We start from the raw sequence: 13,077 nt of genomic DNA on the forward strand, positions 1-13,077 counted from the left end.
ATTCGCCTGTCCGCCCATCCGTGGTGACAAAGCCAGCATTTTTCTGCGGCAAAGAGCCGCGACAGGCCGCCGCCCTTGCAATATTGCAGCACGCCGGGACATTACCTGCCTATACTGTGTTGCCGGGCGTGAACCTGTCTGCTACATCGCCCCTGATTTAGACGTCTTGGGTAACTTCAAGCCGCGCCAACTGCTGGTGACGCGACATCTTCGCATATCCGGCGCTTATTGAACGAGAGGATGGACGTGTCCGAACCTGCTTCCATTTCCACCGGCATCGCGGAACGCTACGCGACAGCCGTGTATGATCTGGCCCGCGAGGCCAATCAGGTCGATGCCATCGAGGGCGATCTTACCGCGCTTGAAGCGGCCTTGACCGACAGCGATGACTTTCAGCGCCTGATCTCTTCGCCGCTCTATACCCGCGATCAGCAGGCCGGGGCGATCAAAGTGCTGGCCGACAAGATGGGCCTGACCAAGACCATGGCGAACACGCTGGCGCTGATGGCGCAAAAGCGTCGTCTGTTTGTGCTGCCCGCGCTGGTCAAAGCGCTGCGCGAAACGATTGCCGAAGCCAAAGGCGAGATCACCGCTGATGTCACCACGGCCAAGGCGCTGACTAAGACGCAGTCGGACAAGCTGACCAAGTCGCTCAATGCCTCCACCGGCAAAAAAGTATCACTTCATGCGACCGTTGATGAAAGCCTCATCGGCGGTCTTGTCGTCAAAGTGGGCTCGAAAATGATCGATACGTCGATCCGTTCCAAGCTCAATTCCCTCCAGAATGTAATGAAAGAGGTCGGATAAATGGGTATCCAAGCAGCAGAGATTTCTGCGATCCTGAAAGACCAGATCAAGGATTTCGGTCAGGAAACCGAAGTCGCCGAAGTGGGCCGCGTTCTCTCCGTCGGTGACGGTATCGCCCGCGTCTATGGTCTGGACAACGTTCAGGCCGGTGAAATGGTCGAATTCCCCGGCGGCATTCAGGGCATGGCCCTGAACCTCGAAGCGGACAACGTCGGTGTTGTTATCTTCGGTTCCGACCGTGACATCAAAGAAGGCGACACCGTCAAGCGCACCAACTCCATCGTGGACGTGCCAATCGGTGACGAACTGCTGGGCCGCGTTGTTGACGGTCTGGGTAACCCCATTGACGGCAAAGGCCCCATTGGCGCCACCAAGCGCGGCATCGCCGACGTCAAAGCGCCGGGCATCATCCCGCGTAAATCGGTGCATGAGCCGATGGCGACTGGCCTCAAGTCCGTTGACGCGATGATCCCAATCGGCCGTGGCCAGCGTGAGCTGATCATTGGTGACCGTCAGACCGGTAAAACCGCTGTCGCCCTCGACGCGATACTGAACCAAGCGCAGGTTAACGCCGCTGCTGGCGACGACGAAGGCAAAAAGATGTACTGCGTGTATGTCGCCATCGGCCAGAAGCGTTCGACCGTTGCTCAGCTTGTGAAAAAGCTCGAAGAAACCGGCGCAATTGATTACTCCATCGTTGTGGCCGCGACCGCGTCCGAGCCTGCACCGATGCAGTTCCTCGCACCCTATGCCGCGACCGCGATGGCCGAGCATTTCCGCGACAACGGCCGCCACGCGCTGATCATCTATGATGACCTTTCCAAGCAGGCCGTGTCCTACCGTCAGATGTCCCTGCTGCTGCGCCGCCCGCCGGGCCGCGAAGCTTACCCGGGCGACGTTTTCTATCTCCACTCCCGCCTGCTTGAGCGTTCCGCGAAGCTGGGTGACGAAGCTGGCAACGGCTCGCTGACGGCTCTGCCGATCATCGAAACCCAAGGTGGCGACGTGTCCGCGTTTATTCCGACCAACGTGATCTCGATCACCGACGGTCAGATCTTCCTTGAGACCGAATTGTTCTACCAAGGCATCCGTCCTGCCGTGAACACCGGTCTGTCGGTTTCGCGCGTTGGCTCCTCGGCTCAGACCAAAGCGATGTCGAGCGTGGCTGGCCCGGTGAAACTGTCGCTGGCTCAGTACCGCGAAATGGCAGCTTTTGCTCAGTTCGGCTCCGACCTTGACGCCGCAACTCAGCAGCTGCTGAACCGTGGTGCACGTCTGACCGAACTGATGAAGCAGCCGCAGTACGCGCCGCTGACCAACTCGGAAATCGTCTGCGTGATCTACGCCGGTACACACGGCTATCTCGACAAGGTGGACGTGTCGGAGGTTGGCCGTTTCGAGGCAGGCCTGCTGGCGCATCTGCGCAGCAAGCACGACGACCTTCTCAAGGACATCACCAACAATGACCGCAAGGTCAAAGGCGAGTTGGAAGAGAAGATCAAAGCCGCCATTGACGGTTTCGCCGCCGACTTCGCTTAAACGGGAGATAAGGCAATGCCAAATCTCAAGGACCTGAAGAACAGGATCGCGTCGGTCAAATCGACCCGCAAGATCACCAAGGCCATGCAAATGGTTGCCGCGGCGAAACTTCGCCGCGCGCAGGAGGCTGCCGAGGCTTCGCGTCCCTATACTGAGCGGTTCAATGCCGTGATGGCAGGGCTCGCGGCCAGTGTCGGCGGCTCCGACAGCGCGCCCAAGCTGCTCAGCGGCACGGGTGAAGACAAAGTGCATCTGCTGGTGGTCATGACCGCCGAACGCGGGCTGTGCGGCGGCTTCAACAGCAACATCGCGAAGAAGGCGAAAGCCCATGCGCGTGAACTGCTGGCCCAGGGCAAAGAGGTGAAAATCCTCACCGTTGGCAAAAAAGGCCGTGATGCGCTGCGGCGTGACTTGGGCGACCATCTGGTCGGTCACGTTGACCTCAGCGAAGTCAAAAAGATCGGCTATGGTGATGCGCAAAACATCGCGCAGGACGTGCTAAACCGCTTTGACGCGGGCGAATTTGACGTGGCGACGATCTTCTATGCGAAGTTCGTGAACGTGGTGATGCAGACGCCGACGGCGCAGCAGATCATCCCGGCCAAATTCGAAGCAGACGCGGACGAAGACAGCGGTGCGTCCACATTGTTCGACTATGAACCCAGCGAAGAGGCGGTCTTGGCCGACCTTCTGCCGCGCGGGGTCGCCACGGCGATCTTCTCGGCTCTGCTGGAGAATGGCGCGTCCGAGCAGGGTGCGCGGATGTCGGCGATGGACAACGCCACACGCAACGCGGGTGAGATGATCGACAAACTGACCATCCAGTACAACCGCTCGCGTCAGGCTGTCATCACCAACGAGCTGATCGAAATCATTTCCGGCGCGGAAGCGCTGTAAGCAAATCGGAGAAACGACATGGCAAATGCTGTCGGTAAAATCACACAGGTCATCGGCGCTGTCGTTGACGTTCAATTCGAAGGCGACCTGCCGGAGATTCTCAACGCGCTGCACACCGAAAACCAGGGCAAAACGCTGGTTCTCGAAGTGGCGCAGCACCTTGGCGAAAACACGGTTCGCGCCATCGCGATGGACGCGACCGAAGGTCTGGTGCGCGGTCAGGCCGTGACAGACACAGGCGACCAGATCCGCGTGCCCGTGGGCAACGCCACACTGGGCCGTATCATGAACGTCACCGGCGACGCGGTTGACGAACAGGGTCCGGTAAACTCTGACGCGACACGCGCCATTCACGGCGAAGCGCCTGAGTTCGCTGAGCAGTCCACCGAGACACAAATCCTCGTGACAGGCATCAAGGTCATCGACCTTCTGGCGCCTTACACCAAGGGTGGTAAAATTGGTCTCTTCGGCGGTGCCGGCGTGGGCAAGACGGTTCTCATCATGGAACTGATCAACAACATCGCCAAAGTGCACTCCGGTCTGTCGGTGTTCGCGGGCGTGGGTGAGCGTACCCGTGAGGGCAACGACCTTTACCACGAGATGATCGAATCCGGCGTTATCGTCCCTGACAACCTCGTCGATTCGAAAATTGCGCTGGTCTACGGTCAGATGAACGAACCTCCCGGTGCGCGGATGCGGATCGCCCTGACCGGCCTGACACTGGCCGAGCAGTTCCGCGACGAATCCGGTTCCGACGTTCTGTTCTTCGTCGACAACATCTTCCGCTTCACGCAGGCCGGTTCCGAAGTGTCCGCTCTGCTGGGCCGTATTCCTTCGGCTGTGGGCTACCAGCCAACGCTGGCGACCGACATGGGCGTGATGCAGGAGCGGATTGCGTCGACCAAATCCGGTTCGATCACCTCCGTGCAGGCCGTCTACGTCCCTGCGGATGACCTTACCGACCCGGCGCCTGCGACCTCCTTTGCGCACCTCGACGCGACAACGGTTCTCGACCGTTCGATCTCGGAAAAGGGCATCTACCCGGCGGTTGACCCGCTTGGCTCCACCTCGCGTCTGCTCGACCCGCTGATCATCGGCGACGAGCACTACAAGGTGGCGACAGACGTGCAGCAGGTGCTTCAGCGCTACAAATCGCTTCAGGACATCATCGCCATTCTCGGCATGGATGAACTGAGCGAAGAAGACAAACTGACCGTGGCACGTGCGCGTAAGATCGAGCGTTTCCTCAGCCAGCCCTTCGACGTGGCGAAAGTGTTCACAGGCTCCGACGGTGTTCAGGTGCCGCTGGAAGAAACCATCGCGTCGTTCAAGGCCGTGGTTGCCGGTGAGTACGATCACCTGCCCGAAGGTGCCTTCTACATGGTTGGTGGCATCGAAGACGTGAAGGCGAAAGCCGAGAAAATGGCGGCAGACGCCGCTTAAGGAGCGCTGACAATGGCAGACACAATGCAATTCGACCTCGTTTCGCCGGAACGGCGGCTGGCATCGATGCAGGTGACGGCCGTGCAAATTCCGGGCACTGAGGGTGACATGACGGCCATGGCCGATCATGCACCCACCATCACCACCCTGCGTCCGGGCCTTCTGCGCGTGGAAGGGCCGGAGGGCACGTCTGAATATGTCGTGACCGGCGGTTTCGCCGAAATCGGCGGTCAGGGCGGCGTGTCTGTGCTGGCGGAACGTGCCGTGGCGCGTGCCGACATGACGCAGGAACAGATGGACAGCATGGTGGCAGAGGCGCATGCCGTCTACACCCGCGCCAAGGACAACTGGGAAAACGAACCCGGTCCCGTGGATGACGCAGCCAAGCTTCTGGCCGATATGGTTGCCGTTGGCGATCACATCGGATTGTCGAGCAAACAGCCCAGCCTGTAATGCTTTGAAAATCAGTGAAAAGCCCCGCCTCGGCGGGGCTTTTTGCTTTTATGCTCCCTTCTGCTGCGGCATCATTGCCTGATGACCGTAAATGCAGGCAGGCGCCCAATATGAAACGACTTCGCACCCATACGATCGGCGTGGACAGTGGCGATGTCATGCTGTTCTCTGAGTTCGAAGACGGCGGATCGATGTGGACGGGCGAGGGCCAGCGCGAACGCCGCCGCCGGATCAGCTTTTCAGAACCCTTCCGGGAGCCGCCGCATGTTCAGGTGAGCATGTCGCTTTGGGACATCGACGCCAGCACCGTCACCCGCGCCGATATCGGCGCCGAGGCGGTGACCGAGAGCGGCTTTGACATGGTGTTCCGCACATGGGGCGACACCCGCGTTGCACGGGCGCGTTTGGCATGGACAGCGATTGGCGCGGTGGGGGGGGATGACGACTGGGTCGTCGGCTAGGTGCATCGCTCGGTGAGAGAGAGCGGCCCAGCAGGGGGAGGGCGGCCCGCGGAGGCCAGCCCTAGATCACAGCCTGCGGCTTAGTTTGCCGCGTACATCCCGTCATAGATCGGGCCGAGCGTTTCCGCCTCGAACAGCGAAGAGACCGAGGTGCCGTTCCAGATGTTCAAGATCGCTTGGGCAAACATCGGCGCGGTCGGGACGATGCGGATGTTCGGCGCCTTCTTGATCGCAGGGGTCGGCGCGATGCTGTCGGTGATGACCAGCGATTTCATGACCGAGTTCTCGACCCGCTCAACCGCAGGGCCGGACATGACACCGTGGGTGATGTAGGAGTGCACTTCCTTCGCGCCATTCTCCAGCAGGACTTCGGCAGCTTTGCACAGCGTGCCTGCGGTGTCGCAGATGTCGTCCACGATCAGGCAAGTCTTGCCCTTCACGTCGCCGATCACGGTCATCTCGGCCACTTCGCCCGCCTTCTCGCGGCGTTTGTCGACGATCGACAGGGGGGAGTTGATCCGCTTGGCCAGTTCACGCGCACGGGCCACGCCGCCCACATCGGGGCTGACGACCATCAGATCGTCCATCTGGTCCTTAAAGGCGTCCTTGATATCCAGTGCAAAGATCGGCGAGGCGTAGAGGTTGTCGACCGGGATATCGAAGAAGCCCTGAATCTGCGCCGCATGCAGGTCCATCGTCAGGATCCGTTCAATACCGCTGCCGGTCAGCATATTGGCGACCATCTTGGCGGTGATCGGCGTCCGGGCTTTGGTGCGGCGGTCCTGCCGGGCATAGCCGAAGTAGGGCAAAACGGCCGTCACACGCGCCGCCGAGGACCGGCGCAGCGCGTCGGCCATGATCATCAGTTCCATCAGGTTGTCGTTCGCGGGGTTCGACGTGGGCTGGATGATGAACATATCCTCGCCGCGCACGTTCTCATAAACTTCGACGAAAATCTCGCCGTCGTTGAACCGTTCGACCCGCGCATCGACGAGCCCCACGTTAACGCCGCGATGCAGCGACATGCGCCGCGCGATGGCCTTGGCAAGCGGCATATTGGCATTGCCTGAGATCAGTTTTGGTTCTGAAGTGCGTGGCATAGGGGCTCCGGGGCAGCGGTAGGTTGCAGATTCGTGACGTTGACACCGCTTAGCATGCGCTTACGGTCGGGCAAAGCTGCACCGCCCCCGAAGGAGAGCCAAATGGCCCGGATCGACTATTTTTTCGCGACCCTGTCACCCTATTGCTACCTCGCCGGGAATCGGCTTGAGGAGATCGCCGAAAAGCACGGTGCTGAGATCGTGTACAAGCCTTTCGACATTATCGCGGCCTTCCCGCGGACGGGCGGCATGCCCCCGGCAGAGCGTCACCCCAGCCGCAATGAGTACCGCGCGCAAGACCTGCCGCGTCAGGCGCGCAAGCTGGGTCTGCCCTTCAACCTCAAGCCCGCGCATTGGCCCACCAACGGCGCGCCTGCGGCCTATGCGGTGATCGCCGCGCAGAATGCCGGGGGCGGTGATCTGGGCAAGCTGACCCATGCCATCACCCGCGCCGTCTGGGCCGAGGAAAAGGACATCGGCCATGACGATGTGGTCCGGGCCTGTTTGGAAGAGGCCGGTTTTGACCCCGATCTGGCGAACAGCGGCTTGCTGCAGGGGGCCGAGACCTATGCCGCCAACCTTGAGGAAGCCGTCACTCAAGGTGTCTTTGGCGCCCCCTTCTATATCGTTGGGGATCAGCGGTTCTGGGGACAGGACCGTTTGGAAGATCTTGATCTGCACCTCGGGGGCAAGCTGTGATCCCAGAGGTCAACGCGCGCCGTTTCGGTCACGGCCCGCGCCCGGCGCTGGCGATCCATTGCTCACTGGCGCATTCTGGCGCGTGGCGTGGCATCGGGGCCATTTTGTCTGACGAGCTCACCCTACGGGCCTTCGATCTGCCGATGCACGGACGTTCTGGCGATTGGGACGGGCAGGGCAATATTCACGACGTGGCAACCGACATGGCGCTCAGCTTGCTCGAAGCGCCGATGGATCTGATTGGCCATTCCTTTGGTGCGACCGTGGCGCTGCGGCTGGCAATTGAACATCCCGAATTGGTGCGCAGCATTACCCTGATTGAGCCAGTCTATTTCGCCGCCGCCAAACAGGACGATCCTGACGCGATGGCCGAATACAATGAACAGAACGCGGCATTTGAGGCCGCCTTGGCCGAGGGCGACAAGGAGACCGCCGCGCGGCTGTTTAACCGGGTCTGGGGCGATGGCACGAAATGGGACCAAATTCCCGAACCGACCCGCGCCTACATGGTGGATCGGATCGGTTTCATCCCCGCCTCTTCGCCTTTTCTAGGAGAGGACAGCGCCGGGTTGCTGGCGCCGGGCATGTTCGACCGCGCGTCGATGCCCGCACTGCTGCTGGAGGGGAGCGGGTCGCCCAAAGCGGCGCATGCGATCAATGCGTCGCTGATGCGCCGTCTGCCGAACGCGCGGCGGGTTTCAGTCGACGGGGCAGGGCATATGGTGCCGATCACGCACCCCGCCGAAGTCGCCGAAGCGATACGCGATTTCCTGAACGACGTGCCGCTGGCGTGACTGCTTAGAAGTGGCTTAGGAACTGGTCGATCTGGTTACGGCTGATCGACCAGTCGCAGACCATCCGCGCGGCCAGCATCTCGTCATCGTCGCCCTCCAGCGTGCCATCCCAAAGGTAATAGCGCGCGCCTGCGTCATGCAACTTGCGGTGAATGGCGCGGGGGAAGCGGGCAAAGATCATGTTTGCCGCAGGCTCATGTAGGAATTCCGCCCCCGCTTTGCGCAGCCCTTGGGCCAGATGCGCCGCATTGGCGTTGGCCGTCTTGGCCGTTTCCAGCCAAGCCCCATCCGCAAGGTAGCCCGCCATCTGCGCCGACAGAAAACGGTGTTTGGAAAACAGATGCGCCCCGCGCTTGCGGCGCAGCTCGAATTCCCATGCTTTTTTGGGGTCAAAAAAGACCACCGCCTCGACCCCCATGCAGCCGTTCTTGGTGCCGCCGAAGCTGACCACATCAACGCCCGATCTCCACGTCATCTCAGCCGGGGTGCAGCCCAAAGCCACCACCGCATTGGCAAAACGCGCGCCGTCCATATGTACGGGCAGGTCGTATTCCTTGGCCACCGCTGTCAGCGCATGCAACTCTTCAAGGCTATGCACCCCGCCGCGTTCTGTCACCTGTGTGATCGACACCGGGCCGCGTTGGGGCGTGTGCACATCGCCCGCCGCCCGCGCGACGATGGCGCGGCGCAGGGCGTCGGGGGTCATCTTGTCTTCAGTCTCCACCAGCGTCAGCTTGGCCGCACCTGCGTAGAATTCCGGCGCGTTGCACTCATCCTCTTCGATATGCGCGACCTTGGAGCAGAAGATCGTCTGCCACGGCTGGGTATAGCAGGCAAGCGCCAGCGCATTGGCCGCGGTGCCGGTGGCGACGAGGTAGACCTCCGCCTCAGGTGCCTCAAACTGTTCGCGAATCTGCGCGCGGACCTCATCCATGATCGGGTCTTTGCCGTAGGGCATGGCGTAGTCGCTATTGGCCGCGATCACGCGCTCCATCACCTTGGGGTGGACGGGGCCGGCGTTGTCAGAGGCGAAAAACATCAGGTGGGCTCCTTGATAATATGGTCTTCCCATTCTTCGAACGGGGTATCAAATTCGGACACGGTATCAAATTGCACGCTGACCCCGGCGTCATGCACGCTGTCGGGGGTGCCGGTCAGCAGGGGGTGCCATTCAGGCAGCGGTTTACCCTCCCAGAGCAGGCGGTAAGCGCAGGTCTGCGGCATCCAATAAGCGTGGGTGTCAAGGTTGTCGGGACGCAGCACGATGCAGTCGGGCACAAACTCATGCCGGTTTTCGTAATGCACACAGCGGCAGGTGCTGTCGTCCAACAGGCGGCAGGCGACGCGGGTCAGGGCCACTTCGCCGCTGTCCTCGTCTTCAAGCTTGTTCAGGCAGCATTTACCGCAACCGTCGCAAAGCGCCTCCCATTCGGTCTGCGACATCTCTTTGAGCGGCTTCTTCTCCCAGAATTTCGGGGTCAGGCCCTTGCGGGGTATCGGATCGCTCATAGCGCCGCCAGAATGGTTTGAGCGCGGTCGCAGTCGGCCCCCATCTGGGTGATCAGCGCGTCGAGGCTGTCAAACTTTTCTTCGCCGCGCAGGTGTTCGACCAGCCCGACAGACAGCGGCGCGCCGTAGAGATCACCTTTGAAGTCAAAGAGATAGGTTTCCAGGTTGGCTTTGTTCTCACCGAACATGGGCCGCACACCAATGCTGGCCGCACCGTGATAGCTGCCCTTATGCGGCCCCGCGAGCACATCCACCAACACGGCATAGACACCAAAGGCAGGCGGGTGCAGCCCGTCAATCGACATGTTTGCGGTAGGAAAGCCCAACTCGCGCCCGCGCTGCTCGCCCGAGATCACCGGTCCGTCGATGCGGTGCCAGTGACCCAGCATCGCCGCCGCTTCGCGGGTTTCACCACGGGTCAGCGCTTCGCGGATCGCGGTTGAGGACACGGTGAGGTCATCGCGCTCCATCAGCGGGGCGATGGTGACGCCGAAACCATATTGCGCGCCGAAACGGACGAGATCTTCCACCGTGCCTGCGCGGCCCTTCCCAAAGCAGAAGTCAGCGCCGACAACCACATGCGCAAGCCCCAGCCCGTCGTGGAGCACGTCGCGGGCGAATGCCTCGGGGCTCAGGCTGGCCAGTGTGCTGTTGAATGCCAGCTCATAGAGCCGCTTAACGCCGATCTTTTCCAGCCGATGCGCGCGGGATTCGCGGCCCATCAGGCGGAAGGGCGGGGCATCGGGGGCGAAATATTCGCGGGGATGCGGCTCGAAGGTGACGACGCCAAGGGGCGCATCGGGGGCGGCGCGTTGCGCCAGTTCGATCACCGAGCGGTGGCCAAGGTGCACGCCATCAAAATTGCCAATCGCGGCGGTGGCACCGCGATCTGCAAGGTCGACGAATTGATAATCTCGGATGATCCGCATGTGCCTTGCCTAGCTGCGCGGCGGCGCAAGGGCAAGATGCTCAGGCGGCGAAAACCGCCCGCTCAGTCCAGCTTGGCGGAGGGGGCGAGCACCGTCGCCTCACCGGCGAGCACCGGTTTGCCATCGACCGAACAGCGACAGTCCATTTTCACACGGCGTTTGGCGATGTCCATGTCGGTCACGGTGACTTCGGCCAGCACCATGTCGCCGGGACGCACGGGGCCGAGGAACTTGAGCGATTGCCCGAGGTAGATCGTGCCATGACCGGGAAGTTGTTCGCCAATCACCGCCGAGATTAGGCCCGCCGTTAGCATGCCGTGGGCAATGCGCCCTTCAAAGATCGTGTCGCGGGCATAGTCGTCATCCAAATGCACCGGATTATGATCGGTCGAAACCTGCGCGAACATTTCGATATCGGTATCGGTCACGACCTTACGCAGATGGCGAGTCATCCCGATTTCGATGTCTTCGATGCAGATCGTCCCGCGTGGCATATTGTCCAACATGACGGCTCCTTGGTAACAAAGTGACGCCAGAGTGCGTCCTATTGCAACTTTATTACTTCGCAACTGCAGAAAATCAAGTCATTTCTGAGTTAGCGGAGAAATCCGATTGCGTAGGTTGGGGCCGAGGCTTCGCGATCAAGATAGGCGCGGAGCTTGTCTTCGTCGGGTTGCTCGGTGGTCGCGGTTTCCGCGGCGGCCAGACCCCCGGTGATGAACAGCGAGTCGATGCCTTCGTCCATCGCGCCTTTGACGTCCGTCAGGATGCCGTCTCCGATGGCAAGGATGCGGCTGTCGGGGATGTCGACCTCAAGCGCTGCAAGGCGACGGCGGGCGAGATCGTAGATCGGGCCATGCGGCTTGCCGAAATAGAGGCTCTCGCCGCCCATCTCGGTATAGAGCGCGGCCAGTGCCCCGGCGCACCATTCGCGCACTTCGCCCCGGTCCACGACGATATCGGGGTTGGCGCAGAGCAGTTTCAGCCCGCGGGCGATGGCCTGTTCGAACTCGGGGCGCATGATCTCGGGGTCGGCCATCGGGTCGACCGGGCCGGTGCAGACGATGCCTTCGGCTTCGGCCAGCCCGACGGTTTCGACTTGTACCGGGTTTTCGAGGATCGCCAGCGGCTCGAAAAACTTGCGCTCAGCGGGGTGGCCAATGAACCAGACCTTTTCGCCCACCGCGCCGCGGAACATGGCAGACCGCGCGGAATCACCCGAGGTGGCGATGCTGTCCCATGCGTCTTCCGGGACGCCGAATTGCTGTAGCTGTTTCTCCACGCCCGTGCGCGGACGGGGGGAGTTGGTGACCAGCACGACCTTGCCGCCGGTCTTGCGATAGGCCTGCAAGGCCGCCACCGCATCGGGCAGCGCTTTGCGCCCGTCATGCACGCAGCCCCAGAGGTCGACGAACAGCGCGTCGTATTGATCGGATACGTCGGGCAGGGCAGAGATAATGCGGGTCATGGTGCGGCCTTTCAAAAAGCGAGGGCGGGCACTTGGCCCGCCCGATTGGCTTACATCTTGAGGTTCGGGATGATCTGCTTTTTACGGCTCATCACACCGGGCAGCACGACCGTGTCGCCGGAGACCTCAGCGCCAAAGCTCTGCTCGGCGATATGTTTGACCATGTCGTTGGGCACCAGCAGCGTCGCCTCTTCTTTCAGGATGTCGACGATGAACAAGAGCACCTGCGCGGCACCGTCGGCCTCGGCCACTTTCGGCATCTCAGCCATCAGTGCGTCTTTGCGCTCCAGCAGTGGCGCGGGGGAGGTGGTTTCCAGCACGCTCACACGCAGGTTGGTGCCGTCGAGGTCGAATTCCTTGCTGTCCATGCGCAGCAGTTCCGCCTCGCTGAAGGACGACACATCGGATTTCGCCGCGAACATTTCGGCCGCATAGTCGCTGATATCGACGCCCAAGTCCCGCGCGATGTCTTCGGCAATGGCGCGGTCTTCTTGCGTGGTGGTCGGGCTGCGGAATTCCAGCGTGTCTGACAGGATGCAGGACAGGGCCGCTGCCTTTACGCCGCGCGGGGCCTGCGCCCAGTCTTTGCCGATCATCTTGAACATGATGGTCGCGGTGCAGGCGAGCGGTTGGATGTTGATCTCAATCGGTCCGCGTGTTTCGAGCCCGGCCACCAGACGGTGGTGGTCAATAATGCCGGTGATATCGGCGTCATTGATGTTGTCGGGCAGTTCGGCGGGGTTGTTGGTGTCGACGATGACAACCTTGGTGTCGGCCTCAAGCGTGGTCAGGATTTCGGGCTTATCAAGGTCCCATTTGTCGAGCATGAACAGCGCTTCGGTGTTCGGCTCGCCCAGCAGGACCGGTTTAGCGGGAATGCCTTTGATCTCATTGAGATACCAAGCCCAAACGATCGGGCTGCCGGTGCTGTCGGTGTCGGGGGATTTATGGCCAAAAACAAGGGTTGTCATCGGGGCG

15 protein-coding genes are annotated in these 13,077 nt (G+C 61.3%); 8 read left to right on the forward strand and 7 right to left on the reverse strand.

From position 1 onward, the window contains the following. Window positions 1-246: 246 nt before the first annotated feature. The 6 genes from T8A63_RS03320 to T8A63_RS03345 all read left to right on the forward strand — a co-directional run bounded on the left by T8A63_RS03320 (window position 247) and on the right by T8A63_RS03345 (window position 5,600). Window positions 247-807 (forward strand): F0F1 ATP synthase subunit delta, encoded by a 561-nt coding sequence (locus tag T8A63_RS03320; RefSeq protein WP_067937220.1) that lies wholly within the window; start codon window positions 247-249, stop codon window positions 805-807. Next, complete coding sequence (gene atpA / locus T8A63_RS03325; protein WP_322344973.1) at window positions 808-2,346, forward strand: F0F1 ATP synthase subunit alpha; 1,539 nt, start codon at window positions 808-810, stop codon at window positions 2,344-2,346. A gap of 15 nt (window positions 2,347-2,361) precedes the next feature. Continuing rightward, on the forward strand, window positions 2,362-3,243 hold the full coding sequence (locus T8A63_RS03330; protein WP_067629562.1) for a F0F1 ATP synthase subunit gamma: 882 nt from the start codon (window positions 2,362-2,364) through the stop codon (window positions 3,241-3,243). 18 nt (window positions 3,244-3,261) lie between these two features. Further along, window positions 3,262-4,686 (forward strand): F0F1 ATP synthase subunit beta, encoded by a 1,425-nt coding sequence (gene atpD, locus T8A63_RS03335; protein ID WP_067629563.1) that lies wholly within the window; start codon window positions 3,262-3,264, stop codon window positions 4,684-4,686. Window positions 4,687-4,698: 12 nt separating this feature from the next. Further along, on the forward strand, window positions 4,699-5,139 hold the full coding sequence (locus tag T8A63_RS03340) for a F0F1 ATP synthase subunit epsilon (protein ID WP_067629565.1): 441 nt from the start codon (window positions 4,699-4,701) through the stop codon (window positions 5,137-5,139). 110 nt (window positions 5,140-5,249) lie between these two features. After that, on the forward strand, window positions 5,250-5,600 hold the full coding sequence (locus T8A63_RS03345) for an H-type lectin domain-containing protein (protein ID WP_322344974.1): 351 nt from the start codon (window positions 5,250-5,252) through the stop codon (window positions 5,598-5,600). A gap of 80 nt (window positions 5,601-5,680) precedes the next feature. Here T8A63_RS03345 and T8A63_RS03350 read toward each other — a convergent pair whose 3' ends face one another. Next, window positions 5,681-6,700, reverse strand: coding sequence for a ribose-phosphate pyrophosphokinase (locus tag T8A63_RS03350; protein ID WP_067629570.1), 1,020 nt, complete (start codon window positions 6,698-6,700; stop codon window positions 5,681-5,683). Window positions 6,701-6,802: 102 nt separating this feature from the next. On the opposite strand from T8A63_RS03350, the gene T8A63_RS03355 reads away from it, so the two are divergent. Then, complete coding sequence (locus T8A63_RS03355) at window positions 6,803-7,399, forward strand: 2-hydroxychromene-2-carboxylate isomerase (protein WP_120351728.1); 597 nt, start codon at window positions 6,803-6,805, stop codon at window positions 7,397-7,399. After that, window positions 7,396-8,193 carry an alpha/beta hydrolase gene (locus tag T8A63_RS03360; RefSeq protein ID WP_322344975.1) on the forward strand — a complete coding sequence of 266 codons (798 nt, stop codon included), beginning with the start codon at window positions 7,396-7,398 and terminating at the stop codon, window positions 8,191-8,193. Before T8A63_RS03355 ends, T8A63_RS03360 begins: the two co-directional genes overlap by 4 nt. A 4-nt stretch (window positions 8,194-8,197) precedes the next feature. Here the strand turns inward: T8A63_RS03360 and T8A63_RS03365 are convergent, their stop codons facing one another. The 6 genes from T8A63_RS03365 to T8A63_RS03390 all read right to left on the reverse strand — a co-directional run bounded on the left by T8A63_RS03365 (window position 8,198) and on the right by T8A63_RS03390 (window position 13,070). Next, window positions 8,198-9,232 carry a threonine aldolase family protein gene (locus tag T8A63_RS03365; protein ID WP_322344976.1) on the reverse strand — a complete coding sequence of 345 codons (1,035 nt, stop codon included), beginning with the start codon at window positions 9,230-9,232 and terminating at the stop codon, window positions 8,198-8,200. Beyond that, window positions 9,232-9,702 (reverse strand): YcgN family cysteine cluster protein, encoded by a 471-nt coding sequence (locus T8A63_RS03370; RefSeq protein WP_067629579.1) that lies wholly within the window; start codon window positions 9,700-9,702, stop codon window positions 9,232-9,234. The genes T8A63_RS03365 and T8A63_RS03370 overlap by 1 nt, the downstream gene beginning before the upstream one ends. Then, window positions 9,699-10,631, reverse strand: coding sequence for a bifunctional riboflavin kinase/FAD synthetase (locus T8A63_RS03375; protein WP_322344977.1), 933 nt, complete (start codon window positions 10,629-10,631; stop codon window positions 9,699-9,701). Before T8A63_RS03375 ends, T8A63_RS03370 begins: the two co-directional genes overlap by 4 nt. A gap of 62 nt (window positions 10,632-10,693) precedes the next feature. Further along, entirely contained in the window at window positions 10,694-11,137 is a 444-nt protein-coding gene (locus T8A63_RS03380; protein WP_067940580.1) for a MaoC family dehydratase, read from the reverse strand. Between the two features lie 89 nt (window positions 11,138-11,226). Beyond that, window positions 11,227-12,099: a TIGR01459 family HAD-type hydrolase gene (locus T8A63_RS03385; RefSeq protein ID WP_322344978.1), complete on the reverse strand. Its 873-nt coding sequence runs from the start codon at window positions 12,097-12,099 to the stop codon at window positions 11,227-11,229. Window positions 12,100-12,149: 50 nt separating this feature from the next. Beyond that, window positions 12,150-13,070, reverse strand: a complete 921-nt coding sequence (locus tag T8A63_RS03390; protein ID WP_322344979.1) for a manganese-dependent inorganic pyrophosphatase — start codon at window positions 13,068-13,070, stop codon at window positions 12,150-12,152. Window positions 13,071-13,077: the final 7 nt, after the last annotated feature.

It is taken from the genome of Sulfitobacter sp. OXR-159 (assembly GCF_034377145.1).
Classification (GTDB): domain Bacteria; phylum Pseudomonadota; class Alphaproteobacteria; order Rhodobacterales; family Rhodobacteraceae; genus Sulfitobacter.